Raw genomic sequence first — 23,451 nt, 5'->3', positions numbered from 1 at the left:
TTCACGGCTTCGCGAACGCCGCCGTGTAGAGGATCCGGGCGAGCTGCGCCTGGCCCTGGGCGTTGGGGTGGAACCAGTCCCAGCTGCTCAACTCGTCCGACGTGAAGCGGTAGTCGAAGACCGCGCCGCCGTCGTAACGGCAGTGCTGGTACTTCGCGCAGACCTCCTTGAGGACCCGGTTGTACGCCACCACGCGCGCCCGGACCGCGTCCCGCCGGCTCTGCGCGCTCTCGCTCACCGAGTCCGCGTCGCGCAGCATCGAGGGGCAGATGCCGAGCTTCCAGATCTGCTTGCCGAGCGGGTTCTCCTTGCCCACCTCCCACAGCCGCTTGAGGTCGGGGATGCTCGCCACGAACACCTGGGACTTCGGCAGGGCGCTGTGCAGCCCGGTCATCGCCCGGGTGAAGTCGGCGCGGAAGTCGGCCACCGGTGTCATGTCGTCGACGGAGTCCCGGCAGGCGTCGTTGGAGCCCATCAGGACCGTCACCAGTGACGGTTTCTTCGCGGCGGCCGCCACCGCCTGGTCGGGCAGATCCGACATCCGGGCGCCGCTCTTGGCGAGGTTCCAGCTGTTGGCGGCGATGCCGGTGGCGGTCAGTACCCGCCCGGCGATGCTGTCCACTTGGCTGCGGGTGCCGGTGACCCAGGAGACCTCGGGGCAGTCCGCCAGCAGGGAACAGGCGTCGAAGCCACGGGTGATGGAATCGCCCAGCGCGGCGATCGACGCGGGGTGCGCGTTCCACGTGGGGGTGGGCCGGGGAACAGGTTTGCGGCTGACCGGGGCGGCCGGTTTCTCGTGCGGTGCGGTTCCCCCTCCGGAGCATCCGGCCAGCAACAGGGAGGCGGCGGCAGCGGCCACGCAGCCTCGCAGGAACGGTCGCATCCGGTGATCCCCTCCGACGAGTGGGTGACATCTGGTCCGAGCCCGACGGTACGTCACTCCTCTGGAGACGCCGCACGGTAGCTTTTCCCTGACAGCCCAGGAGAACCGGCGGGAGGTTTACCGAAGCCCAGTTGGCAGGAGTTCACTCTTGTCCTGTTTGTTATCAATGGTGCAGAATATCTAATGTTGCCCCGGAAGCAGCCGGTTCGGGCGTGAGGCCGCTGGGGAAGGCGAACCTCGTCCCACACTGGAGGTACCGGTGACGACACGTGGAGTTCTGTACGTTCACTCCGCACCGCGCGCGCTGTGCCCGCACGTCGAATGGGCCGTCGCGGGCGTCCTCGGCGTGCGCGTAAGCCTCGACTGGATCCGCCAGCCCGTCTCACCGGGCACCTGGCGGGCCGAGTTCTCCTGGCAGGGGGAGCCCGGTACGGCCTCGAAGCTGGCGTCCGCCCTGCGCGGCTGGCACCTGCTGCGCTTCGAAGTCACGGCCGAACCCTGCCCGGCCGCCGAAGGGGAGAGGTACAGCTGCACCCCCGAACTCGGCATCTTCCACGCCGTCACGGGCATGCACGGCGACATCCTCATCCCCGAGGACCGGCTCCGCGCCGCGCTCCAGCGGGCCCGCACCGGTGAGGCGGATCTGGAGACCGAGGTCGCCAGGCTGCTCGGCAAACCGTGGGACGACGAGCTCGAACCGTTCCGGTACGCGGGCGAGGGCGCACCGGTGCGCTGGCTGCACCAGGTCGTGTGACGCCCCCTCACGTTCCGCCCGCGCCCTTGCCGTAGGTCCCGTCGCGGGGTCTAACGTGCCGGTATGGACGACACACTTTCCGTAGCGGTGCTCGGCACCGGCCTCATGGGCGCGGGCATGGCGCGCAACCTCGCCGCCGCCGGGCTCGAAGTGCGCGCCTGGAACCGCACCCTCGCCCGCGCCGAGCCGCTGGCCGCCGCCGGAGTGCACATCACCGGCGACCCGGTCGAGGCGGTCCGCGGCGCGGACGCCGTCGTCACCATGCTGCTCGACGGCCCGTCCGTGCTCCGGACGATGCGGGAGGCGTCCCCCGGGCTGCGCGAGGGTGTGGTGTGGGCCCAGATGTGCACCGTGGGGCCCGACGCGCTGGCACCGCTGGCGGCCCTGGCCCGCGAGCGTGGCGCGCACTTCGTCGACGCGCCCGTGCTCGGCACCCGGTCGGCCGCGGAAGCGGGTCAACTGACGGTGCTGGCGGCCGGCCCGGAAGCCGCCCGGCCGGTGGCGGGCCGGGTCTTCGACGCCGTCGGGCGCAAGGTCCTGTGGCTGGGCGACGACGGCGGGAAGGGAGCGGCCAGCAGCCTCAAGCTGGTTCTCAACAGCTGGGTGCTGGCGGTCACCAACGGCGCGGCCGAGGCGATGGCCCTGGCCAAGGGCCTGGACGTGGACCCCCGGCACTTCTTCGAGGCGCTCGACGGCGGCCCGCTCGACCTGCCGTATCTGCGTCTGAAGGCCGAGGCGATGCTCAGTGGTGACTTCGCACCGAACTTCACGGTCGACGGCGCGCTGAAGGACGCCCGGCTCATCGTCGCCGCCGGCGAGGCGCACGGCGTCCAGCTGGACGTGGCCGCGGCGGGCGCGGAGCGCTTCAGCCGCGCGGCCGGCCAGGGGCACGGCGGCGAGGACCTGGCGGCCTCGTACTTCGCGAGCTTCGACACGTAGCGGCCGGTACCTCGCTCAGTTCGCGGCGGGTCCGTCCAGCAGCCGCGCCACCGCGCGGCGGGCGCGGCGGCTCCGACCCCGCCCGCGGGGACGCCGTCCGCCTCCAGGACGACTGGCAGCCGCGCTTCCGGCAGAACGGCCAGACCGTCTTCCGCTGGGCCACCACCGAGTTGGCACCCGTCGCCGTCGAGGCCTGCCGCCGCGCCGGCCTCACCCCCGCGGACCTGGGCGGTATCGTCACCCACCAGGCGAACCTGCGGATCATCGACTCGCTGGTGCGCCAACTGGATGCCCCGCAGGCCGTCGTGGCCCGCGATGTCACGGTCTCGGGCAACACGTCCGCCGCCTCGATCCCGCTGGCGCTCTCCAAGCTCGTCGAGGACCGCACGATCCCGCGGGGCGCCCCGGTGCTGCTGCTGGGCTTCGGCGGCGGTCTCTCCTGGGCCGCTCAGGTCGTGGCCTGCCCGTAAGGACGTCGCCTGCCCGTGAACGGGCGCCTGACGCGAGAACGGCCTGTTCCCCGGTCGGCGGACCGGGGAACAGGCCGTTTCGGCGCTGTGGCTGTCAGACGGTGCGGAACGCCAGGACGACGTTGTGACCGCCGAAGCCGAACGAGTTGTTGAGGGCGATGACCGGTCCCTCCGGCAGCGGCTTCGCCTCGGTGGAGACCAGCTTCGCGTCGACCTCGTCGTCCAGCTCGACAATGTTGATCGTCGGCGGGGCGAGGCGGTTGTGGAGCGCGAGCACGGTGGCGACGGACTCGATGCCGCCCGCGCCGCCGAGCAGGTGCCCGGTCATCGACTTCGTGGCGGAGATCGCGATGTGGTCCAGCTCGTGGCCCAGCACCTTGGCGAGCGCCTTGACCTCGGCGACGTCACCCTGCGGGGTCGAGGTGGCGTGCGCGTTCAGGTGCATGATCTCGGAGGTGTTCAGACCGGTGGAGGCGATCAGGTGCTCCAGCGCGGCGGAGATGCCGCGGCCGGTCGGCTCGGGCTGGGCGATGTGGTGGCTGTCCGCGGACAGGCCCTGGCCCAGCGCCTCGCAGTAGACCTTGGCGCCGCGCTGCGCGGCGTGCTCGGCCGACTCCAGGACGATGACGCCCGCGCCCTCACCGAGGACGAAGCCGTCACGGCCCTTGTCGTACGGGCGCGAAGCGCCGTGCGGGTCGTCGTTGTTCTTCGACATCGCCATCATGTTGGCGAAGGCGACGATCGGCAGCGGGTGGATGGCCGCCTCGGTGCCGCCCGCGACGACCACATCGGCGCGGCCGGTGCGGATCATCTCGATGGCGTAGCCGACCGCTTCCGCGCCGGAGGCGCACGCGCTCACCAACGAGTGAACGCCGGCCCGCGCGTTGACCTCGAGGCCGACGTTGGCGGACGGGCTGTTCGGCATGAGCATGGGAACGGTGTGCGGGGAGACCTTGCGGACGCCCTGCTCCTTGAGCACGTCGTACTGGCCCAGCAGCGTCGTGACGCCACCGATGCCGGAGGCGACGACGGTGCCGAGCCGGTCCGGGTCGATCGAGGAGTCCTCGCCGGCCTTGGCGGTGAAGCCCGCGTCGGCCCACGCCTCACGGGCCGCGATCACCGCGAACTGCGCCGAGCGGTCCAGCTTGCGCAGCAGCGGGCGCGGCAGGATCTCCGACGGTTCGACGGCGATCTGACCGGCGATGCGGACCGGCAGCTCAGCTGCCCAGTCCTGCTCCAGGGCGCTGATACCGGAACGTCCGGCGACCAGGCCTTCCCAGGTCGACGCGCTGTCGCCACCCAGCGGTGTGGTTGCGCCGATACCGGTGACGACCACGGTGCGATTGGTCGAGTTCACAGGAATGTCTCTCCACGTATAGAAGGGCGGGCGACAGACACGTCGTCCCAGGGGGTATGTCAGGCCTGGTTCTTGAGGATGTAGTCGACGGCGTCGCCGACGGTCTTCAGGTCCTTGACGGCGTCGTCCGGGATCTTGGTCTCGAAACGCTCTTCAGCGGCCACGACGACCTCGACCATGGACAGGGAGTCGACGTCCAGGTCGTCGGTGAAGGACTTCTCCGTCTGGACGTCCTCGACCGGGATGCCGGCGATCTCGTTGACGATCTCGGCGAGGCCTTCGAGGATCTCTGCCTGGGTGGCGGCCATTACGGCGCTCCTTATGTGTTGCGGGGGAGTGCGGCGTGCGGGACTGCGGCGCCGCGAAGGGGTTGTGACTAGGGGAGAGTAACCACAGTTGCGGCGTACACGAGACCCGCCCCGAAGCCGATGAGCAGGGCGGTGTCGCCGCTCTTGGCCTGGCCGGTGGCCAGCAGCCGCTCCATCGCCAGCGGGATGGAGGCCGACGAGGTGTTGCCGGTGGTCTCGATGTCGCGGGCGATCGCGACATGCTCCGGCAGCTTCAGTGCCTTGATCATCGAGTCGATGATGCGCATGTTCGCCTGGTGCGGGATGAACACATCGAGCTGTTCCGCGGTGATCCCGGCGGCGTCCAGCGCCTGCTGGGCCACCTTGGCCATCTCGAAGACCGCCCAGCGGAAGACCGTCTGGCCCTCCTGGCGCAGCGCCGGGAACTTCCCCGTCTCCGGCTGGCCGCCGGCGCGGAAGACCTCCCACGAGTCGGTCTGGGCGATCACATCGGACTTGTCGCCCTCCGAGCCCCAGATCGAGGGGCCGATGGCGGGCACGTCGGACGGGCCGACCACGACCGCGCCGGCGCCGTCGCCGAAGAGGAAGGCGGTCGCCCGGTCGGTCAGGTCGGTCAGGTCGCTCAGCCGCTCGACCCCGATCACCAGCACGTTCTTGGCGCTGCCGTCGGTGACCATGCCCTTGGCGAGCGTCAGCCCGTAGGCGAAGCCGGCGCAGGCCGCGGAGATGTCGAACGCGGCGGCCTTGCCCGCGCCGAGCCGGAACGCGATCTCGGTCGCGATGGCCGGGGTCTGCTTGAAGTGCGAGACGGTCGCGACGATCACCGCGCCGATGTCCTCGGCCGACAGACCCGCGTCCGCGAGCGCCTTGCCCGAGGCCTCGATCGACATCTCGGCGACGGTCTCCGACTCGTTCGCCCAGTGGCGCGTGGAGATGCCGGAGCGGGAGCGGATCCACTCGTCGCTGGAGTCGATCGTCTCCAGGATCACCTCGTTGGGGACCACCCGGGTCGGCCGGTAGCCGCCGACCCCGCGAATCCGCGCGTACGGGGCACCCTGGCTGGGCTGGATCTTCGCCGTCATGTCTGGGGTGACTCCTCTTCGGCCGCGGGATGGATGAGCGGCAGGGACGCGCCGCCGGCGTCCGGGTCGCCGTGCTCGGCGACGATCGCGCGAGCCGCGTCGATGTCGTCCGGGGTCTTCAGGGCCAGCGTCTTGACGCCCGGCAGCGCGCGCTTGGCCAGGCCGACCAGCGTGCCGGCCGGCGCCATCTCGATGATGGCGGTGACGCCGAGCTCCTTGAACGTCTCCATGCACAGGTCCCAGCGGACCGGGTTGGAGACCTGCTGGACCAGCCGGCGGACGATCTCGTCGCCACTGCCGACGACCTGGCCGTCGGCGTTCGACACATAGCGGATACCCGGATCGTGCACGGTCACACCGGGCACGAGGGCCTCCAGCGCGGACACCGCGGGAGCCATGTGGTGGGTGTGGAACGCGCCGGCCACCTTCAGGGCGATGACGCGGGCCTTCTCGGGCTTGTCCTCGGCGAGCGCGGCCAGCTGCTCCGCGGTACCGGCGGCGACGATCTGTCCGCCGCCGTTGATGTTCGCCGGGGTCAGGCCGAGCTTCTCCAGGTGGGCGAGGACCTCTTCGGGGTCGCCGCCGAGCACCGCGGACATGCCGGTGGTGGTGACGGCCGCGGCCTTGGCCATGGCCAGTCCGCGCTGTCGCACCAGGGCCATCGCCGATTCCGCGGTGATCACCCCGGCACCGGCGGCGGCGGTGATCTCACCGACGCTGTGTCCGGCGACCGCGCCGACCGCGCGCCGGCCGTCGGCCGGGTGCGGGAACAGCGACAGGGCCGAGACCAGTCCTGCGGCCACCAGCAGCGGCTGGGCCACGGCGGTGTCGCGGATCTCGTCCGCGTCGGCCTTCGTGCCGTAGTGGACAAGGTCGAGCCCCGCCACCGCGGACCACCAGTGAAGGCGGTCGGCGACGCCGGGAAGGTCGAGCCAAGGAGTCAGGAAGCCGGGCGTCTGGGCACCCTGGCCGGGAGCGACGAGTACGAGCACGTACACACTCTCTCTCGCGGGCGGGTCTCACCGCCCGTGGGGACAGGGACGAAGAACTGCTGGACGATTTGTTGGTGTCCAACAAAAACTCAGGGTGATTGATCGGCGGCGGACAGTCGTCCCAGGATGAGGGCGATGCGCAGCGTGAACGCCGAACGTACGTCGGAGGGCGACCATCCGGTGACATCCGTCACACGTCGCAGCCGGTAGCGGACGGTGTTTGGGTGAACGAACAACATCCGCGCGGCCCCTTCGAGCGACGAGGCCTGTTCGAGGTAGACACTCAGCGTTTCGAGGAGCGCGGAGCCCGCTTCCTCCAGCGGTCTGTAGATCTCCTCCACCAGCTGTTCACGCGCGTAACGGTCGCCGGCCATCGCACGCTCGGGCAGCAGGTCGTCCGAGACGACCGGCCGGGGCGCGTCCGGCCAGGCGGCGCACGCCTTGAGACCGGCGGCGGCGGCCTGTGCGGAACGGGTGGCGGACAGCAGGTCCCCGACGACCGGTCCGGCCACCACGGGGCCCGCCGCGAACGGGGCGATCAGTGATTTCGCGACCTTGAGCGGCTCGCCCTCACCGCCCGCGATCACCACCAGCCGCTCACCGAGCACCCCGGTGAGCACCTGCAGCTTCGCGTGCCGAGCGGCCCGCCTGATGGCCTCCACCGTCAGCTCGCTGTCGCCGTTCGGCGCGGTCCCGAGCACCACCACGATCTTGTCGGGCGAACTCCAGCCCAGCGCCGCCGCGCGCGACAGCACCCCCTCGTCCGCCTCACCGGACAGCACCGCGTTGACGACCAGCGACTCCAGGCGCGCGTCCCACGCGCCCCGGGCCTCGGCCGCCTGCGCGTACACCTGGGCGGTGGCGAACGCGATCTCCCGGGCGTAGACCAGCAGCGCCTCGCGCAGCACGGACTCGTCACCGGGCGCCGCCACCTCGTCGATGGCCGCTTCCATCACCTCGATGGTGGTGCGCACCATCTCCACGGTCTGCCGCAGCGAGATCGCCCGGGTCAGCTCCCTGGGCGCGGTCCCGAACACATCCGTGCTGATCGCCTGCGGCGCCTCGGGATGCCGGAACCACTCGGTGAACGCCGCGATGCCCGCCTGCGCCACCAGCCCGATCCAGGACCGGTTCTCCGGTGGCATCGCCCGGTACCACGGCAGCTGCTCATCCATCCGGGCGATGGCGTTCGCCGCGAGCCGGCCGGACGACTTCTCCAGTCGGCGCAGCGTCGCGGCGTGCTCAGCGCGGACGGGCTTTTTCGGGGGCTGCGGAGTGTCGGGCACGGGACAAGACTGCCTTATCCCCGGGGGCGCACGGCGCCGGGGTGCGCGCCGGTCGCTTGTACGGTGGCGGAATGATCGACGTTCGGCGCGGTGCGCAGCGGTACGCCGGGGGTGATCCCGCCGCGGGGATCGAGACCCTCCACGCGTTCTCGTTCGGCTCCCACTACGACCCCGGCAACCTGCGCTTCGGGCCGCTGATGGCGTGCAACGAGGAGCGGCTGGCGCCCGGCGCCGGCTTCGCGGAGCACCCGCACGGGGGAGTCGAGATCGTGACGTGGGTGATCGAGGGCGAGCTGGGGCACCGGGACTCCGCGGGCCACGAGACCGTGGTGCGGGCCGGCGAGGCACAGCTGCTCAGCGCCGGCGACGGCGTCCGCCACGTCGAACGCAACGCCGGGGAGAGCCCGCTGAGGTTCCTTCAGATGTGGCTGGAGCCCGCGGTGTTCGGCGGCGGCCCGCGCTACGGCGTCGAACACGGCACGCCCTTCGTCCCGCTCCGGCAGCCGCACGCGGCACTGTCCGTCGGCCGCGGCCCGGGCGAACTGCCGGCCGCGCCCTTCGTCTACGTGCACGTGGTGCGCGGCAGCGTCCGGCTGGCCGACGAGACCCTCGAAGCGGGCGACGCGGCGCGCATCACCGATGAGGAGGGGCTTCTGGTGCAGGCGGCGGCGGGCCCGGTGGAGTACCTCGTCTGGGAGATGCGTCCGGTGCCGCGCGACCCGGCGGACTAGGGCGCGTGCCAGGCGTCGTGGGCCAGGCGGGACTTTCGCGACACGCCCTAGGCCCGCAGCTCCGCGAGGACCGCGTCCGTCAGCGCCGGCCACAGCGGGACCGCCCATTCGCCCCAGGCGCGGTCGGTGAGGCAGACGCACGCGGCGCCCGCGTCCGGGTCGACCCACAGGAAGGTCCCGGTCTGGCCGAAGTGCCCGAAGGTGCGCGGGCTGGAGGCGGAGCCGGTCCAGTGCGGGGTCTTGGAGTCCCGGATCTCGAAGCCGAGCCCCCAGTCGTTGGGGTTCTGGTGGCCGTAGCCGGGCAGCACGCCCTTGAGGCCGGGGAAGACGACGGACGTCGCCTCGTCGAGGGTCGACGGGTGCAGGATGCGCGGCGCCTGCAGTTCGGCGGCGAAGCGGACGAGGTCCTCGACGGTGGAGACACCGTCGGCGGCGGCCGAGCCGGGCAGCGTGGTGGCGGTCATCCCCAGCGGCTCCAGGACGGCTTGGCGCAGGTACTCGGGGAACGGGATGCCGGTGGCCTTGGCGATGTGGTCGGCGAGCACCTCGAACCCGGCGTTGGAGTAGAGCCGGCGGTCACCGGGCGGCGCCATGACGCGGTGCTGGTCGAAGGCCAGCCCCGAGGTGTGGGAGAGCAGATGGCGCACCGTCGAGCCCTCGGGGCCCGCCGGGTCGTCGAGCTCGAAGACACCCTCCTCGCAGGCGACCAGCGCCGCGTAGGCCGTCAGCGGCTTGGTGACGGACGCGAGCCGGAACGGCTCACCGACCGGGCCGTGGGTCCCGGCCACCGTGCCGTCCCGGCGGACGACGGCCGCGGCCGCCGTGGGGACGGGCCAGTTCCGGATCTCACGCAAGCTCTCCATGGGGCGAGCGTAACGCGGCCGGAAAAGATCTCCTGAGGCGCTTGCTTCGAGTGCACTCCAAGTCCGTAGCGTAGGGGCATGACCGTAACGCAGGTGGCTGTGACGAAGGTGGCGAGGACCAGGGCCGGCCGGATCGCCAGCTGTGACGACCAGGCCTCGATTCTGCGGCCCGACGGGCAGGACCAGTACACGATCAGCGAAGTGGTCACGGTGACCGGGCTGAGCGCGCACACCCTGCGCTGGTACGAGCGGATCGGACTGATGCCGCACGTCGACCGCTCCCACACCGGGCAGCGCCGCTACACCAACCGCGATCTGCATTGGCTGGCCTTCGTCGGCAAGCTCCGGCTGACCGGGATGCCGGTCGCGGACATGGTCAGGTACGCGGAGATGGTGCGCGAGGGCGAGCAGACCTTCGCCGCGCGGCAGGAGCTGCTCGTGGCGCACCGTGAGGACGTGCACCGGCGGATCGCCGAGCTGCAGGACACCCTCGCGGTACTGGACTACAAGATCGACATGTATGGGGGCGCCCAGCGGGCGCCGGAGAGGGTCTGACCCTGATGAGCGACAACGCGAGCACCGAGAACGGCACGGAAGCCGGCACGGAAATGATCGACACCGTACGGCTGGGCACGGACGGACCGCTGGTCGGCGTCCAGGGCCTGGGCTGCATGGGCATGAGCGAGTTCTACGGCGAGACCGACGTGGACGCGGCGCGGGCGACGCTGGAAGCGGCCCTCGAGGCGGGCGTCACGCTCTTCGACACCGCCGACGCCTACGGCTCGGGGGCGAACGAGGAGTTCCTCGCCCCGTTCGTGAAGGCGCACCGGGACGGGATCACGCTGGCGACCAAGTTCGCCATAGAGCGCAGGGTGGACGACGCGACGTACCGCGGCGTCCGCAACGACCGGGCGTACATCCGGCAGGCCGTCGAGGGCAGCCTGCGCCGGCTGGGCACGGACGTCATCGACCTCTACTACATGCACCGCCGTGACCCGGGCGTCCCGTTCGCGGAGTCCGTCGGCGCGATGGCCGAGCTGGTCGCGGAGGGCAAGGTCCGGTACCTGGGTCTGTCCGAGGTGACGGGCGCGGAGCTGCGCGAGGCGCACGCCGTGCACCCGATCGCCGCGCTGCAGTCCGAGTGGTCGCTGTTCAGCCGGGATGTGGAACGCAGCGCGGTACCGGCCGCCGCCGAGCTGGGCGTGGCCTTCGTGCCGTACTCACCGCTGGGCCGGGGCTTCCTGACCGGCTCGTTCCTGGACGCCACGACGGATCTGAGCGGTGGCGACTACCGGCAGCACCAGCCCCGGTTCACCGGTGAGAACGCCAAGCGGAACGCGGATCTGCTGGACCCGGTCCGCAAGGCCGCCAAGGCGCACGGGGCGACGCTCGGCCAGATCGCGCTCGCCTGGGTGCAGCAGCGGGCCCAGGTGCACCAGCTGACGGTGGTGCCGATCCCGGGCACCCGCAAGGTCAGCCGCGTGCTGGAGAACACCGGGGCGACCCGGATCACTCTCGACCGGATCGAGCTGGAGTGGCTGGAACCGATCGCCGAGCACGTCGCGGGCGACCGCTACCCGGACATGAGCTCTACTTCCGCCGCGCGCGAGTAGCCGTCTGCACGGCGGCCAGCACGGACGCGGCGAACGGCAGCGATTCATGGACCTGCCCGTAGCCGAGCCCGAAGACCACCGCGGCCGGGTTCTGGTCGGGGTCGCCGGGGTGTTCGGTGTCGTCGTTCGGCCGCAGCCGCAGATAGCCGTGCAGCAGCTCGGGGGAGCGCCAGTCGACCCCGCTCAGGCCGGCGACCGGGAAGTGCTGGTCGCCGGCCTTCCACTTGGCGGTCGAGGCGCCCGTCCAGAACCAGCGGAAGGACACCGCGCGGCCGTCGAAGGCGGCCCTGGCGTCGTACGCCTTGAACGACTGCGGCCCGGTGGGCGCGGCGACCAGGAAGCGGTCGGCCGGTTCGCCGGTGTCGTTGTCGGAGACCGCGACCCGTAGCTCGTCCGTGTAGTACTCGGCGAGGGTCTCGCGGTCGGCCGGCAGCACCAGCCGGTAGGGGTCCGCGGAGTCCTTCAGCTGCCCGCCCGCCGCTTCCATCAGGGGATCGGCGCCAGGCCGGGGCAGGGCGCGCAGCACGACCGTGCCGCGCTTGCCGGGAACGAGCTCGACGCCGGTCAGCGCGGCGTACGGTATCCGGCGCTCGCCGAGCGTCTGGAGCAGCTTCGAATTGCGCACCCCGCGCTCGTACCGGATGACCACGGCATCCGTGTCGAACTCCCACACGGCGTTGGATCCGGCCAAAACGTCACCCATGTGGCTCATCGTAGGGCCGAATGTGGGATCAACTGCCGAACCGGCCGCAAAAACGCGCGTGGGGTGGTTCCGGGCGCCAGGCCCGGAACCACCCCTGCGACTCCGGCTCAGCCCTGGCCGAGGCCCGACGCGCAGTCCTCGCGGTTCGGCGCACACTGCACCGCGCCGTACTGGCCGAGGGCGATGTCGGTGAAGTTCGCCAGGCTCTCGGTGTCGGGAGCGAAGTAGCCGGGGTGCCCCAGTGCGCCCTCGGTACCGACCACACGGGCCCCGAAGGACGCCGAGACCGGGTCGGCGCCATGCCCGAGGCCGGCGATCTCCAGGTGCGGCACCTCGCCGATCCAGTCGCTCGGATCGCGGGCGGCCCACACATTGGCGGAAGTGTGCAGCTGCGCGGCGCGGCTCACCCGCATCCCGGGGCTGCCGAAGACGGTGATGTCGGAGATCTTCTCCGACGGCAGGCCAGGAGCGGCCACACCGCAGAGCACCGAGCCGTACGAGTGGCAGAACAGCGAGATGCGCGCGGTGGACGGCAGCGCCTCGACCAGCGAGTTCAGCCGGACCGCGCCGTTCTCCGCCAGCTCGCCGGTGGAGGCGTCGAGACCGACACCCGACGGCGTCGTGTAGTTCGCCCAGGCGATCACCGCGGTGTGCGCGGACGGGTCCTGGGCGCGTTCGGCCGAGTACAGGGCGCGCGCCATGCCGACCGGGGCCGCGTACGACTTCGCGGTGCGTTCGAACGTGCTGATGTCGGTGTCCACACCCGGCACGACCACGGCCACCCGGTCGGCGGTACCGAGATCACCGAAGACCTCGGCGGCCCGGCCGGCTCCGGTCGGGTCGAAGGCGAGGATCTGCCGGCCGTCGCTCAGCAGCGAGGCGTAGCGGTGGGCGCGCTTGTCCGCGTCCTTGCGGCCTGCCGGTGTGAGCAGCGAGCTGTGCGAGCGGGCGATCTCCGTGACGCGCGTCTGGGCGAGCGCCACCCGGTTGGCGAGATAGCGCACGCTCACCGGCGCGCCGTCCAGGTTGCCGACGACGAGCGGGTAGCGGTTGGCGAGCTGCCGGGTCTGGCCCGCGGTCAGCGTCGCGAAGAAGTGCGCTATCGAGTCGGCACCGGCCGAGGCGCTGGGCAGCTTGTGCCCGGCCACCGAGCCGTGCAGCCACGACACCAGTGCCGCCGCCCGCGGATCCTCGGCGCCCTTGTGCGGCCGGATGGCGGTCCAGCCGGTGGTCGCGAGCATGACGAAGATGACGGCCAGGGCCAGCAGGGCCCGGATGGACGTTGCATTGAAGCGCTCATCGAATGGGGTCACTCAGTATTGCCTCGCGAAATCGTCCCGGACGCGCACGCCGGCCCGGTCCGTCGGCAGAAGGTGCGCGGGGGGTGTGGTGGCCCCTCGGAGGTTTGCGGTATCTCCGCCAGCGTAGAAGACGCAGGGCCATGCCTGAGCCAAGGGTGACTCAAGTCACGTTTCGAAAGTGACTGTACGGGCCAAGCGACTGGGGCGGCCGTTACCGGTGGGGCGGGCCGTGCGCAATCCCCCTATCAGGGGGAACGTGTCCGGCCGCTCTTGTGGGCGCCGCGCCGGCCGCACCAGCCTGAGCCGCATGAACACGATCCTCACCGCCGCCGCCCTGGCCGCCGCGCTGCTGCCCGTCACCGCCCTCGCCCCGGCCTCCGCCGCGTCCTCCGGGGCCTGCGATCCGGGCCAGCTGTGCCTGTGGGGCAAGGCCGGCTACAGCAGCGCCCGGCAGGCCCATGAACTCGCCGACACCGGCATCGACAACTGCGTGCCGCTCCCCGCGGGCACCCCCGCCCGCTCCTTCGTCAACCGGATCGGCCGGCCGGTCACCACCTACCAGAGCGCGGAGTGCGCCACCGAGGCCGAGTTCGACACCTATCCGACGGGTACCTGGGTGCCCGAATCCCGTTACACCGTCCGGGCGTTCAAGGTCTGGGAGAACTGACACCGCATGGGCGGCCGGGGGCGGGGAACACGAACGGCGAGCCCCGAAACCTTACGGAGGGACGATGGCCACCCGAACCCGCACCCGTACCCGTATGCGTTCCCGCAGCCGGTCCGACATCGGAACGATCGCCGTCGTCGGCGCCGTCTGCGCCGTCGTCGGCTTCTTCGTCCTGGGGATCGTCCTCGGACCCCTCGCGATCATCTTCGGCTGGCTCGCCATGGGCCGCAGCTGGCGTGGCGCGAAGTCGATCCCCGCGGTCGTCGCCGTCGTCCTCGGCGCCTTCGACACCGTCGTCGCCGTCCTCTGGCTGGCGCAGTAGCCGGTCCGGAAGCCGAACGAAAACGCCGGGCCCGCACCACGGAAAGTGGTGCGGGCCCGGCGTTCGAAACGTGAGACGTACCGCCTCGGGGCTATCTCAGGCGTCGCCGCCCGCGGCGCCGGGGTCGGCCGCCGAGACGTCGAGCAGCTGGTAGCGGTCCACGGCCTGCTTCAGCACCGAACGGTCGACCTTGCCGTCACGGGCGAGCTCGGTGAGCACCGCCAGGACGATCGACTGGGCGTCGATGTGGAAGAAGCGACGGGCCGCGCCACGGGTGTCGGCGAAACCGAACCCGTCGGCACCCAGCGACTGGTACGTGCCCGGCACCCAGCGCGAGATCTGGTCCGGCACCGCGCGCATCCAGTCCGAGACCGCCACGAACGGGCCCTGCACACCGGCGAGCTTGCTCGTGATGTACGGGACGCGCTGCTCCTCCTCGGGGTGGAGCAGATTGTGCTCCTCCACCGCGATGGCGTCACGACGCAGCTCGTTCCACGAGGTGGCCGACCAGACGTCCGCCTTGACGCCCCAGTCCGCCGCGAGGATCCGCTGCGCCTCGACGGCCCACGGAACCGCCACACCCGACGCCAGGATCTGCGCCGGAACGGTGCCCTCGGTGCCCTCCGCGTACCGGTACAGGCCCTTGAGGATGCCTTCGGCGTCCACATCGGCCGGCTCGGCCGGGTGCTGGATCGGCTCGTTGTAGACGGTCAGGTAGTAGAAGACGTCCTCGGCGTTCTCGCCGTACATCCTCTTCAGACCGTCCTGCACGATGTGCGCGATCTCGAAGCCGAACGCCGGGTCGTACGCGACGACGGCCGGGTTGGTCGAGGCGAGCAGCTGCGAATGGCCGTCCGCGTGCTGCAGGCCTTCACCCGTAAGGGTGGTCCGGCCCGCGGTCGCGCCGAGCACGAAACCACGCGCCAGCTGGTCCGCCATCTGCCAGAACTGGTCACCGGTGCGCTGGAACCCGAACATCGAGTAGAAGACGTAGACCGGGATCAGCGGCTCGCCGTGCGTGGCGTAGGCCGAGCCCGCCGCGATCAGCGAGGCCGTACAGCCCGCCTCGGAGATGCCGTCGTGCAGCATCTGGCCGGTCGGCGACTCCTTGTACGCGAGAAGCAGATCGCGGTCGACCGCCTCGTACTGCTGGCCCAGCGGGTTGTAGATCTTCGCCGACGGGAAGAACGCGTCCATACCGAAGGTGCGGTACTCGTCCGGGGCGATCAGCACGAAACGCTTGCCGATCTCCTTGTCCCGCATGAGCTCCTTGAGGATGCGGACGAACGCCATGGTGGTGGCGATCGACTGCTGACCGGAGCCCTTCTTGGCCGGCGCGTACGCCTTCTCGTCCGGCAGCGGCAGCGGCTTCGCGCGCACCACACGGGTCGGCACATAGCCACCGCACGCCTTGCGGTGGTCGTGCATGTACTGGATCTCTTCGGAGTCGCGACCCGGGTGGTAGTACGGCGGGTAGCCCTCGTCGAGCTGCTTGTCCGTGATCGGGATGTGCAACCGGTCGCGGAAGCGCTTGAGGTCCTCGGTCGTGAGCTTCTTCATCTGGTGGGTCGCGTTGCGGCCCTCGAAGTTCGGACCGAGCGTCCAGCCCTTGATGGTCTGGGCGAGGATCACCGTCGGCTGGCCCTTGTGGGCCTTGGCCGCCGCGTACGCCGCGTAGACCTTCTTGTGGTCGTGACCACCACGGCCGAGGTGCAGGATCTGCTCGTCGGTCATGCCTTCGACCATCTTGCGCAGCCGCTGGTCGTCACCGAAGAAGTGCTCACGGATGTAGCCGCCGGTCTCGGTGGCGTACGTCTGGAACTGTCCGTCCGGCGTGGTGTTCATCTTGTTGACCAGGATGCCGTCGCGGTCCTGGGCGAGCAGCGGGTCCCAGCTGCGGTCCCAGACCAGCTTGATGACGTTCCAGCCGGCGCCGCGGAACTGCGACTCCAGCTCCTGGATGATCTTGCCGTTGCCGCGCACCGGCCCGTCGAGGCGCTGCAGGTTGCAGTTCACGACGAAGGTCAGGTTGTCCAGACCCTCACGGGCGGCGATCGACAGCTGGCCGAGCGACTCCGGCTCGTCCATCTCCCCGTCGCCGAGGTACGCCCATACGTGCGACTTGGAGGTGTCGGCGATGCCGCGCGCCTCCATGTAGCGGTTCATCCGCGCCTGGTAGATCGCGCCGAGCGGGCCGAGGCCCATCGAGACGGTCGGGAACTCCCAGAAGTCCGGCATGAGCCGGGGGTGCGGGTAGCTGGACAGGCCGTACGGGGCCTTCGACTTCTCCTGGCGGAACGCGTCGAGCTGCTGCTCGGAGAGCCGGTCCAGAAGGAAGGCGCGGGCGTAGATACCCGGGGAGGCGTGGCCCTGGAAGAAGATCTGGTCGCCGCCGTCGCCCTCGTCCTTGCCCCGGAAGAAGTGGTTGAAGCCCACGTCGTAGAGGGAGGCGGAGGAGGCGAAGGTGGCGATGTGGCCGCCGACGCCGATACCCGGGCGCTGTGCGCGCGACACCATGACCGCCGCATTCCAGCGGGTCGCGTTCAGGACCTTCCGCTCGATCTCCTCGTTGCCGGGGAAGAACGGCTCGTCCTTGGTCGCGATGGTGTTGATGTAGTCCGTGCTGCGCATCTCGGGCACCGCGACACGCTTCTCGCGGGCGCGCTCGATGAGGCGGAGCATGAGGTAGCGGGCACGCTCACGGCCGCGTTCGTCGATAGCCGCGTCGAGCGAGTCGAGCCATTCCGCCGTTTCCTCGGGATCAAAGTCCGGGACCTGGCTGGGAAGGCCGCCAATGATGATCGGGTTGCGATCGGATCCGGAAGCCACGCTGTTCCTTCGCTACTAGGTCTTGCTCTGCTGGGTCGCGCCGCCTCCATCGTGTACCGCGTCGCCAGAAACGTCATCTCTACTGAGCGGTAACTGCCACTCCGTGAGACGGAGAGGTGCGCAGCGAAGCAGGCCTACGAGAGGCCAAATCAGAACTCTACGCCCACTCGGACGTACGACCGACCCCAGACTTCATTCGTGCACAACCCCGGCAAACCGGCGTGATCTGCGTCACGATTGGACGTGCGGGTTGCGGTGACACGTCACCGTTTAGGCGGTCTCGGCGGCCGGGTACTTGCGCGATCCGCCGCGTCCGTGTGGACTACCGCCAATAACCCCGCACAGGCGCGGGGAGTTTCCCCCCATGACAGGAGGCAAAGCGTGAGCGCGACCGCGGACCACGCGGAGGACCGGACCAACCCGGCTAGCCGGCTTGGATTCGAACCCGGACAGGTGGTCCAGGAACTCGGGTACGACGACGACTGCGACCAGGAGCTCCGAGAAGGTATCGAGGAGCTCACGGGCGAAGAGCTCGCCGATGAGGACTACGACGACGTGCCCGACGCCGTCCTGCTGTGGTTCAGGGAGGACGACGGCGACCTCACCGACACCTTGGTCGACGCCACGTCGACGATCGACGACGGCGCCCCGATCTGGCTGATGACCCCGAAGACCGGCCGTGAGGGCCACGTCGAGCCAAGCGAGATCGGCGAAGCAGCCCAGACCGCAGGTCTGGCCCAAACCAGCACAGTCAACGCCGCCAAGGACTGGTCGGGCAGCCGCCTGGTCACTCCAAAGACGGCCCGGGCCGCAAAGCGGTAGCTCTACCGGACCCTGCTCCGCGCCCCCGTCGACCTCGGTCGCCGGGGGCGCGGTGCGTTCGGCTCCGGACGGCAGTGACAGACTGTCCGTGACCTTTCCGGTACCGAGACGAGGATGTGCCCGCATGGCGATCGAGGTCGGCAGCAAGGCCCCGGACTTCGAGCTGAAGAACCAGCACGGCCAGACCGTGCGGCTCTCCGACTTCCGCGGCGAGAAGAACGTCGTGCTGCTCTTCTACCCGTACGCCTTCACCGGCGTCTGCACCGGTGAGCTCTGCGCCCTGCGCGACGAACTGCCGACGTTCCAGAACGACGACGTCCAGCTCCTCGCCGTCTCCTGCGACGCCCCGTTCTCGCTGCGCGTCTTCGCCGAGCAGGAGGGCCTGGGATACCCGCTGCTCTCCGACTTCTGGCCGCACGGGGACGCCTCGCGCGCCTACGGCGTCTTCGACGAGGAAAAGGGCTGCGCGGTCCGCGGCACCTTCGTCATCGACAAGGACGGCCTCGTCCGCTGGACCGTCGTCAACGGCCTTCCGGACGCCCGGGACCTCAATGACTACGCAAAGGCTCTCGAAGACCTGTAGCCGACGGGAACCGCTCACTAAGCTCAACGCGTTGATCTGTGTACCGCACGACGGGGGCGAGGGTACTGCCTGATACCCCATGACCGTATGGAGGACTCGTGGGAGTCAGCCTCAGCAAGGGTGGCAACGTCTCACTGACGAAGGAGGCCCCGAATCTCACGGCGGTCATCGTCGCTCTGGGATGGGACGCCAGGACCACCACCGGCGCCGATTTCGACCTGGACGCCAGCGCACTGCTGGCCAGCCCCGAGGGCAAGGTCATCTCCGACGCGCACTTTGTCTTCTTCAACAACCTCAAGAGCCCGGACGGCTCGGTCGAGCACCTCGGTGACAACCTCACCGGCTCGGGCGACGGCGACGACGAGGTCATCAAGGTGAACCTGGCCGGAGTCCCGGCCGATGTCGCCAAGATCGTCTTCCCGGTCTCGATCTACGAGGCCGAGAGCCGTCAGCAGAGCTTCGGCCAGGTCAGCAACGCCTACATCCGCGTCGTCAACCAGTTCGACCAGGCCGAGTTGGCCCGCTACGACCTCTCCGAGGACGCGTCCAGCGAGACCGCAATGATCTTCGGCGAGCTGTACCGCTACAACGGCGAGTGGAAATTCCGTGCAGTAGGCCAGGGGTACGCGTCAGGACTGCGAGGCATCGCCCTAGACTTCGGGGTCAACGTTTCGTAAAGCCGCGCCCTGCGCGGGGGATCTCTCGTAGAGAAGGACTGGGTAGCCCGTGCTCCTCAAGACATTTGGCTGGTCGTTCGGCATCACTGCCGCCGGCCTGGCCTTGGCTGGGTACCTCTGGGGGTGGGAGGGGCTCGCGGTGGTCGCGATCCTCTCGGTCCTGGAGATCTCCCTGTCATTCGACAACGCGGTGATCAACGCCGGGATCCTCCGGAAGATGAACGCCTTCTGGCAGAAGATGTTCCTCACCGTCGGCATCCTGATCGCCGTCTTCGGTATGCGGCTGGTGTTCCCGGTCGTCATCGTCTCCATCACCGCCAAGCTCAGCCCGGTCGAGGCGGTCGACGTCGCGATCAACGACCCCGACCGCTACGAGGCGCTGGTCACCGGCGCGCACCCGTCGATCGCGGCGTTCGGCGGGATGTTCCTGCTCATGATCTTCCTCGACTTCATTTTCGAGGAGCGGGACATCCGGTGGCTCGGCTGGCTGGAGAAGCCGCTGGGCAAGCTCGGCAAGCTGGACATGCTCTCCGTCGTGATCGCCATGGTCGTGCTGCTCGTCGCCGCGACCACGGTCGCCACCAGTGTTCCGGTGCACGGCGGGGACGGGACGATCGACAAGGCCGCGACGGTGCTGCTGTCCGGGATCGCCGGGCTCATCACGTATCTGGTCGTCGGCGGGATCTCCGGCTACTTCGAGGACCAGCTGGAGGAGGCCGAGGACGACGCGGACGAGGAGGCCGAGGCGGGTGCCAAGAAGGGCAGCACCGCGGCCGTCGTCGGGCTGGCCGGCAAGGCCGCGTTCTTCATGTTCCTGTACCTCGAAGTCATCGACGCGTCGTTCTCGTTCGACGGTGTCATCGGCGCGTTCGCCATCACCAACGACATCTTCGAGATGGCGCTCGGCCTCGGTATCGGCGCCATGTACATCCGGTCGCTGACCGTGTACCTGGTCCGCAAGGGCACCCTGGACGACTACGTGTACCTGGAGCACGGCGCGCACTACGCGATCGGCGCGCTGGCGGTCATCCTCCTCGTCACGATCAAGTACGAGATCAACGAGGTCATCACCGGCCTCGTCGGCGTCGTGTTGATCGCTGCTTCCTACTGGTCCTCGGTGGTGCGAAACCGGCGGATCGGGGAAAACTCAGAGGGGTCGAACGATACGGCGGAAGTCTCATCCGGGGTCTGACAGCTCTGACAGTCTGAACCCCGGAGCGAGAAGTCCCGCCCCCCGCCGATCCGGCGGGGGGCGGTGTCCGTTCAGGGGAGGGGTAGTCATGGCCTGGTGGAAGTTCCTGCGGCCCAGTGGCGCGACGCAGTTCGACGTCGCCAACGCGCACACCGTGGAGCTCACGAAGCGGCACCCCATGGTGTCGCTGAGCAAACAGGGCGCGGCCGTCGGCAACCTGCGGATCAACCTTTCCTGGGAAATGCGCACTTCGGACACCGGCGGGTGGAACAAACAGGGCGGCGGCGGGCTGTTCAGCCGCCGGATGAACCTGTTCAAGCCGGAGATCGTGCAGGCGGCGGGGCCGGCGATGGTCAATGTCGACCTGGACCTGGCGTGCATGTACGAGCTCGCCGACGGGACGAAGGGCGTCGTCCAGCCGCTCGGCAACTTCCTGGGCGACCTGAACGAGCCGCCGTACGTCAAGCTCAGCGGCGACGACCGGTTCGGCGGCACCTCGGGCGAGACGATCTACATCAACTTCGACAAGCGGGACGAGTTCGTCCGGCTGCTGGTGTTCGTCTACATCTACGACGGCACACCCGCCTTCGACCGCACCCACGCCATGGTCACGCTCTTCCCCAGCTCGGGTCCGCGGATCGAGATCCCGCTGAGCGAGCGCGAGCCGCAGGCGCGGTCCTGTGCGGTGGTGCTGATCGAGAACCGCAAGGGTGAGCTGATGGTGCGGCGCGAGGTGAAGTACGTCTACGGGTTCCAGGCCGAGATAGACCGGCTGTACGGCTGGGGCCTGCAGTGGGGCCGGGGCTACAAGACCAAGGTGTGACGGCCCGCCGATGGCAGGACGCCGTCCCGGGCCGGTGCCAGGGCCGGCCCCGGCCCCCGGGCGGCGTCTAGCGGCGGCCGGTCTGGAACTGGGGGCCCTGGGGAGGCAGCACGAAGCCGGGGGAGGCCGCCACCGGCTGCGGGTAACCGTAGGCCGGTGCGGCGGGCTGGGGGCGCTGCTGCGGCGGCTGGGGGTACCCGTAGGCGGGCTGGGCCGGTACGTGGCCGGGAGCGGGCTCCGGGAGCGGGTAGCCGTACGCGGAGGTGGCCTCGGGCTCCGGGACGGCGGGCGGCGCGTGCACGGGCCCGCGGGAGCCCGCGGCGGGGCCGGAGCCGGGGTCCGCGCCGGATTCCGCCTCGTCATCGACGGCGATGCCGAATTCGGTGGCGAGGCCGACGAGGCCGGTCGCGTAGCCCTGGCCGAGCGCGCGGAACTTCCACGTGGTGTCGCGGCGGTACAGCTCGCCGCAGATCAGCGCGGTCTCGTCGCCGGTGTCGGGGGTGACGTCGAAGGTGGCCAGCGGGGCGGAGCCGGCGGCCGCACCGGTGTCGAAGAGCAGAACGTGCAGGTCGGGGACCTGCCCGAAGGAGCCGCCGTCGGCGGACGCGGCGATGACGACGCGGGCCACGGAGGCGTCCAGCGACGTCAGATCCACCTCGACGGTGTCGGTGAGACCCTCGGCGACCCGCTTCTTGGGCAGGTGCCGGGCGAGCCCCGACGGATGCCTCGGCTCGTTGTAGAACACGAAGTCCGCATCGGAGCGGACCCGGCCGTCCGCGCCCAGCAGCAGGGCCGAGGCGTCGACGTCGGGGACACCGGCGCCGGGGCTCCAGCGCAGCACCGCCCTGATCCCCAGGACGTCCAGGGGGATGTTCGAGCCCTTCACCATCGCGTGCGTCATGGCGGTCATCCTGCCTTCCCGGGTGCGCGGGCCACAACGCAGGGGACTGGACGCGCCGTGAGCGGTCATACGACGGACGTGCGGGGGTTACCTGATTTTCACGCACGGGGGGAACGTCAGTCGTGTGACCGCACGTACGATAATCCGCCAGATGCTATTCGGTCAGCCATGCATAAAAGGGGGCATATGCGCCACTTCGGACACCTTGCGACGGACGTACGGAACGACCTGTTCCACCGCGAGCCGCAGGAATTCACCGCGGACTCTTCCGCCAACACGCTCTCCGTCGCCCTGGGCGCGACCCTCTACAGCCCGGCGACCCGGCCGCACCTGGCCGACGACGTACTGAAGCAGGCCGCGCACGGTGTCGTGTCCATGGTGCTGTGCCTGGAGGACTCGATAGACGACCGCGAGGTCGTCGACGCCGAGGCCAATCTGGTCCGGCAGTTCGCCGAGCTCGACCGGCGGCAGGGCGCCGGCGACCCTCCGCTGCTGTTCATCCGGGTCCGGACCCCGGCGCAGATCGTCGACCTGGTGCAACGGCTCGGTGACACCGTGCGACTGCTGTCCGGATTCGTACTGCCGAAGTTCACCGAGGAGAGCGGCGTCCCCTTCATGGAGGCGCTGGCCGTCGCGGAGTCCGCCTGCGGCCACCGGCTCTTCGCCATGCCGGTCCTGGAGTCCCCGCAGCTGATGCACCTGGAGAGCCGCGTCGAGACGCTCTCCGGGATCTACCGCACGGTCGACAAGTACCGGGACCGCGTGCTGGCGCTGCGGCTGGGCGTGACGGACTTCTGCTCCTCGTACGCGCTGCGCAGGGCGCCCGCGATGACGGCGTACGACGTCCAGATCGTCGCCTCGGTGATCGCCGACGTCGTCAATGTCTTCGGCCGGGCCGACGGGACCGGGTTCACCGTGACCGGGCCGGTGTGGGAGTACTTCCGGCACCACGAGCGGATGTTCAAGCCGCAGCTGCGCCGCAGCCCCTTCACCCCGGAGGCGGAGGACCTGCGCACCGCGCTCATCGAGCACGACATGGACGGGCTGCTCCGCGAGATCGAGCTGGACCGGGCCAACGGCCTGCAGGGCAAGACCTGCATCCACCCCACCCATGTGTTCCCCGTGCACGCGCTGAACGTGGTCACGCACGAGGAGTACAGCGACGCCGCCGACATCCTCCACGAGGACCGCACCGGCGGCGGGGTCCTGCGCTCCTCGTACACGAACAAGATGAACGAGGTGAAGCCGCACCGGGCCTGGGCCGAGCGCACCATGCGCCGCGCCGAGATCTTCGGGGTGGCCCGCGCCGACATCGGCTTCGTGGAACTGCTCGCGGCCTGTCTGCCGTCCTGA

Annotated in this window: 24 protein-coding genes and 1 pseudogene; 14 read left to right on the top strand and 11 right to left on the bottom strand. The window is 70.0% G+C overall.

The window, feature by feature from the left end; genetic code table 11:
• Position 1: 1 nt before the first annotated feature.
• Positions 2–883, bottom strand: a complete 882-nt coding sequence (locus tag O3W51_RS18460; protein ID WP_164294042.1) for an SGNH/GDSL hydrolase family protein — start codon at positions 881–883, stop codon at positions 2–4.
• Positions 884–1,142: 259 nt separating this feature from the next.
• Between O3W51_RS18460 and O3W51_RS18455 the strand changes: the two genes are divergently transcribed.
• The 3 genes and pseudogenes from O3W51_RS18455 to O3W51_RS18445 form a co-directional block, all read left to right on the top strand.
• Positions 1,143–1,637: a DUF3145 domain-containing protein gene (locus O3W51_RS18455; protein WP_164294043.1), complete on the top strand. Its 495-nt coding sequence runs from the start codon at positions 1,143–1,145 to the stop codon at positions 1,635–1,637.
• Positions 1,638–1,700: 63 nt separating this feature from the next.
• Positions 1,701–2,576 (top strand): NAD(P)-dependent oxidoreductase, encoded by an 876-nt coding sequence (locus O3W51_RS18450; protein WP_269286891.1) that lies wholly within the window; start codon positions 1,701–1,703, stop codon positions 2,574–2,576.
• 68 nt (positions 2,577–2,644) lie between these two features.
• Positions 2,645–3,046 (top strand): annotated as a pseudogene (locus O3W51_RS18445) (3-oxoacyl-[acyl-carrier-protein] synthase III C-terminal domain-containing protein); the annotation flags it as partial.
• A gap of 94 nt (positions 3,047–3,140) precedes the next feature.
• Here the strand turns inward: O3W51_RS18445 and O3W51_RS18440 are convergent.
• The 5 genes from O3W51_RS18440 to O3W51_RS18420 form a co-directional block, all read right to left on the bottom strand.
• Complete coding sequence (locus O3W51_RS18440; protein WP_138356759.1) at positions 3,141–4,403, bottom strand: beta-ketoacyl-[acyl-carrier-protein] synthase family protein; 1,263 nt, start codon at positions 4,401–4,403, stop codon at positions 3,141–3,143.
• 59 nt (positions 4,404–4,462) lie between these two features.
• On the bottom strand, positions 4,463–4,711 hold the full coding sequence (locus tag O3W51_RS18435; protein WP_138356760.1) for an acyl carrier protein: 249 nt from the start codon (positions 4,709–4,711) through the stop codon (positions 4,463–4,465).
• A gap of 68 nt (positions 4,712–4,779) precedes the next feature.
• A complete protein-coding gene (locus tag O3W51_RS18430) occupies positions 4,780–5,793 on the bottom strand; it encodes a ketoacyl-ACP synthase III (RefSeq protein ID WP_164294046.1) in 1,014 nt (337 codons plus the stop codon).
• A complete protein-coding gene (locus O3W51_RS18425) occupies positions 5,790–6,785 on the bottom strand; it encodes an ACP S-malonyltransferase (protein ID WP_138356762.1) in 996 nt (331 codons plus the stop codon). The genes O3W51_RS18430 and O3W51_RS18425 overlap by 4 nt, the downstream gene beginning before the upstream one ends.
• 89 nt (positions 6,786–6,874) lie before the next feature.
• The gene (locus tag O3W51_RS18420; protein WP_381588799.1) at positions 6,875–8,089 is read right to left on the bottom strand and encodes a PucR family transcriptional regulator; all 1,215 of its coding nucleotides are present in this window, start codon (positions 8,087–8,089) and stop codon (positions 6,875–6,877) included.
• A 53-nt stretch (positions 8,090–8,142) separates the two neighbouring features.
• Here O3W51_RS18420 and O3W51_RS18415 point away from each other — a divergent pair, with 53 nt between their 5' ends.
• On the top strand, positions 8,143–8,802 hold the full coding sequence (locus tag O3W51_RS18415; protein ID WP_138356764.1) for a pirin family protein: 660 nt from the start codon (positions 8,143–8,145) through the stop codon (positions 8,800–8,802).
• A 47-nt stretch (positions 8,803–8,849) separates the two neighbouring features.
• Here the strand turns inward: O3W51_RS18415 and O3W51_RS18410 are convergent, their stop codons facing one another.
• Entirely contained in the window at positions 8,850–9,665 is an 816-nt protein-coding gene (locus O3W51_RS18410) for a serine hydrolase domain-containing protein (RefSeq protein WP_138356765.1), read from the bottom strand.
• A 78-nt stretch (positions 9,666–9,743) separates the two neighbouring features.
• On the opposite strand from O3W51_RS18410, the gene O3W51_RS18405 reads away from it, so the two are divergent.
• The gene (locus O3W51_RS18405; protein ID WP_138356766.1) at positions 9,744–10,220 is read left to right on the top strand and encodes a MerR family transcriptional regulator; all 477 of its coding nucleotides are present in this window, start codon (positions 9,744–9,746) and stop codon (positions 10,218–10,220) included.
• A gap of 5 nt (positions 10,221–10,225) precedes the next feature.
• Complete coding sequence (locus O3W51_RS18400) at positions 10,226–11,278, top strand: aldo/keto reductase (protein WP_443048298.1); 1,053 nt, start codon at positions 10,226–10,228, stop codon at positions 11,276–11,278.
• On the opposite strand, the gene O3W51_RS18395 is transcribed toward O3W51_RS18400, so the two are convergent.
• Both O3W51_RS18395 and O3W51_RS18390 read right to left on the bottom strand, forming a co-directional pair.
• Positions 11,256–11,981 (bottom strand): DUF4429 domain-containing protein, encoded by a 726-nt coding sequence (locus tag O3W51_RS18395; protein WP_138356768.1) that lies wholly within the window; start codon positions 11,979–11,981, stop codon positions 11,256–11,258. The two genes, O3W51_RS18400 and O3W51_RS18395, sit on opposite strands and share 23 nt — an antisense overlap.
• A 107-nt stretch (positions 11,982–12,088) precedes the next feature.
• Positions 12,089–13,294, bottom strand: a complete 1,206-nt coding sequence (locus O3W51_RS18390) for an alpha/beta hydrolase (protein ID WP_244809164.1) — start codon at positions 13,292–13,294, stop codon at positions 12,089–12,091.
• 295 nt (positions 13,295–13,589) lie between these two features.
• Here O3W51_RS18390 and O3W51_RS18385 point away from each other — a divergent pair, with 295 nt between their 5' ends.
• Together O3W51_RS18385 and O3W51_RS18380 are read left to right on the top strand one after the other, a co-directional pair.
• Entirely contained in the window at positions 13,590–13,949 is a 360-nt protein-coding gene (locus tag O3W51_RS18385; RefSeq protein WP_138356769.1) for a peptidase inhibitor family I36 protein, read from the top strand.
• Positions 13,950–14,013: 64 nt separating this feature from the next.
• Complete coding sequence (locus O3W51_RS18380) at positions 14,014–14,271, top strand: small hydrophobic protein (RefSeq protein WP_138356770.1); 258 nt, start codon at positions 14,014–14,016, stop codon at positions 14,269–14,271.
• A gap of 96 nt (positions 14,272–14,367) precedes the next feature.
• Here the strand turns inward: O3W51_RS18380 and aceE are convergent, their stop codons facing one another.
• Positions 14,368–17,100 carry a pyruvate dehydrogenase (acetyl-transferring), homodimeric type gene (aceE, locus tag O3W51_RS18375; RefSeq protein ID WP_138356771.1) on the bottom strand — a complete coding sequence of 911 codons (2,733 nt, stop codon included), beginning with the start codon at positions 17,098–17,100 and terminating at the stop codon, positions 14,368–14,370.
• 381 nt (positions 17,101–17,481) lie between these two features.
• Between aceE and O3W51_RS18370 the strand changes: the two genes are divergently transcribed.
• From O3W51_RS18370 to O3W51_RS18350, 5 genes are all read left to right on the top strand, one after another.
• Positions 17,482–17,922: a DUF3052 domain-containing protein gene (locus tag O3W51_RS18370; RefSeq protein WP_138356772.1), complete on the top strand. Its 441-nt coding sequence runs from the start codon at positions 17,482–17,484 to the stop codon at positions 17,920–17,922.
• 124 nt (positions 17,923–18,046) lie between these two features.
• A complete protein-coding gene (locus tag O3W51_RS18365; RefSeq protein WP_138356773.1) occupies positions 18,047–18,505 on the top strand; it encodes a peroxiredoxin in 459 nt (152 codons plus the stop codon).
• Between the two features lie 98 nt (positions 18,506–18,603).
• Positions 18,604–19,182 (top strand): TerD family protein, encoded by a 579-nt coding sequence (locus O3W51_RS18360; RefSeq protein WP_269286880.1) that lies wholly within the window; start codon positions 18,604–18,606, stop codon positions 19,180–19,182.
• 49 nt (positions 19,183–19,231) lie between these two features.
• The gene (locus O3W51_RS18355) at positions 19,232–20,374 is read left to right on the top strand and encodes a DUF475 domain-containing protein (protein WP_138356776.1); all 1,143 of its coding nucleotides are present in this window, start codon (positions 19,232–19,234) and stop codon (positions 20,372–20,374) included.
• 88 nt (positions 20,375–20,462) lie between these two features.
• Positions 20,463–21,197, top strand: coding sequence for a TerD family protein (locus O3W51_RS18350; RefSeq protein WP_138356777.1), 735 nt, complete (start codon positions 20,463–20,465; stop codon positions 21,195–21,197).
• Positions 21,198–21,264: 67 nt separating this feature from the next.
• Here the strand turns inward: O3W51_RS18350 and O3W51_RS18345 are convergent, their stop codons facing one another.
• Entirely contained in the window at positions 21,265–22,107 is an 843-nt protein-coding gene (locus tag O3W51_RS18345) for a TerD family protein (RefSeq protein ID WP_138356778.1), read from the bottom strand.
• A 177-nt stretch (positions 22,108–22,284) separates the two neighbouring features.
• Between O3W51_RS18345 and O3W51_RS18340 the strand changes: the two genes are divergently transcribed.
• A complete protein-coding gene (locus O3W51_RS18340; RefSeq protein ID WP_138356779.1) occupies positions 22,285–23,451 on the top strand; it encodes an HpcH/HpaI aldolase/citrate lyase family protein in 1,167 nt (388 codons plus the stop codon).

This window comes from Streptomyces sp. H39-C1 (assembly GCF_027158125.1).
Taxonomy (GTDB): Bacteria; Actinomycetota; Actinomycetes; order Streptomycetales; family Streptomycetaceae; genus Actinacidiphila; species Actinacidiphila fildesensis.
The sequence above is the reverse complement of the archived record's forward strand: the minus strand, read 5'-3'. Positions and strand labels throughout refer to the sequence as shown.

Excerpts from the sequence above, each read along its gene's own strand:
- O3W51_RS18395 (WP_138356768.1), bottom strand. The coding sequence starts at position 11,981 with ATGGGTGACGTTTTGGCCGGATCCAACGCCGTGTGGGAGTTCGACACG.
- O3W51_RS18365 (WP_138356773.1), top strand. The coding sequence starts at position 18,047 with ATGGCGATCGAGGTCGGCAGCAAGGCCCCGGACTTCGAGCTGAAGAAC.
- O3W51_RS18450 (WP_269286891.1), top strand. The coding sequence starts at position 1,701 with ATGGACGACACACTTTCCGTAGCGGTGCTCGGCACCGGCCTCATGGGC.
- O3W51_RS18435 (WP_138356760.1), bottom strand. The coding sequence starts at position 4,711 with ATGGCCGCCACCCAGGCAGAGATCCTCGAAGGCCTCGCCGAGATCGTC.
- O3W51_RS18345 (WP_138356778.1), bottom strand. The coding sequence starts at position 22,107 with ATGACCGCCATGACGCACGCGATGGTGAAGGGCTCGAACATCCCCCTG.
- O3W51_RS18350 (WP_138356777.1), top strand. The coding sequence starts at position 20,463 with ATGGCCTGGTGGAAGTTCCTGCGGCCCAGTGGCGCGACGCAGTTCGAC.
- O3W51_RS18430 (WP_164294046.1), bottom strand. The coding sequence starts at position 5,793 with ATGACGGCGAAGATCCAGCCCAGCCAGGGTGCCCCGTACGCGCGGATT.
- O3W51_RS18380 (WP_138356770.1), top strand. The coding sequence starts at position 14,014 with ATGGCCACCCGAACCCGCACCCGTACCCGTATGCGTTCCCGCAGCCGG.
- O3W51_RS18460 (WP_164294042.1), bottom strand. The coding sequence starts at position 883 with ATGCGACCGTTCCTGCGAGGCTGCGTGGCCGCTGCCGCCGCCTCCCTG.
- O3W51_RS18415 (WP_138356764.1), top strand. The coding sequence starts at position 8,143 with ATGATCGACGTTCGGCGCGGTGCGCAGCGGTACGCCGGGGGTGATCCC.
- O3W51_RS18410 (WP_138356765.1), bottom strand. The coding sequence starts at position 9,665 with ATGGAGAGCTTGCGTGAGATCCGGAACTGGCCCGTCCCCACGGCGGCC.
- O3W51_RS18405 (WP_138356766.1), top strand. The coding sequence starts at position 9,744 with ATGACCGTAACGCAGGTGGCTGTGACGAAGGTGGCGAGGACCAGGGCC.
- O3W51_RS18340 (WP_138356779.1), top strand. The coding sequence starts at position 22,285 with ATGCGCCACTTCGGACACCTTGCGACGGACGTACGGAACGACCTGTTC.
- O3W51_RS18400 (WP_443048298.1), top strand. The coding sequence starts at position 10,226 with ATGAGCGACAACGCGAGCACCGAGAACGGCACGGAAGCCGGCACGGAA.
- O3W51_RS18385 (WP_138356769.1), top strand. The coding sequence starts at position 13,590 with ATGAACACGATCCTCACCGCCGCCGCCCTGGCCGCCGCGCTGCTGCCC.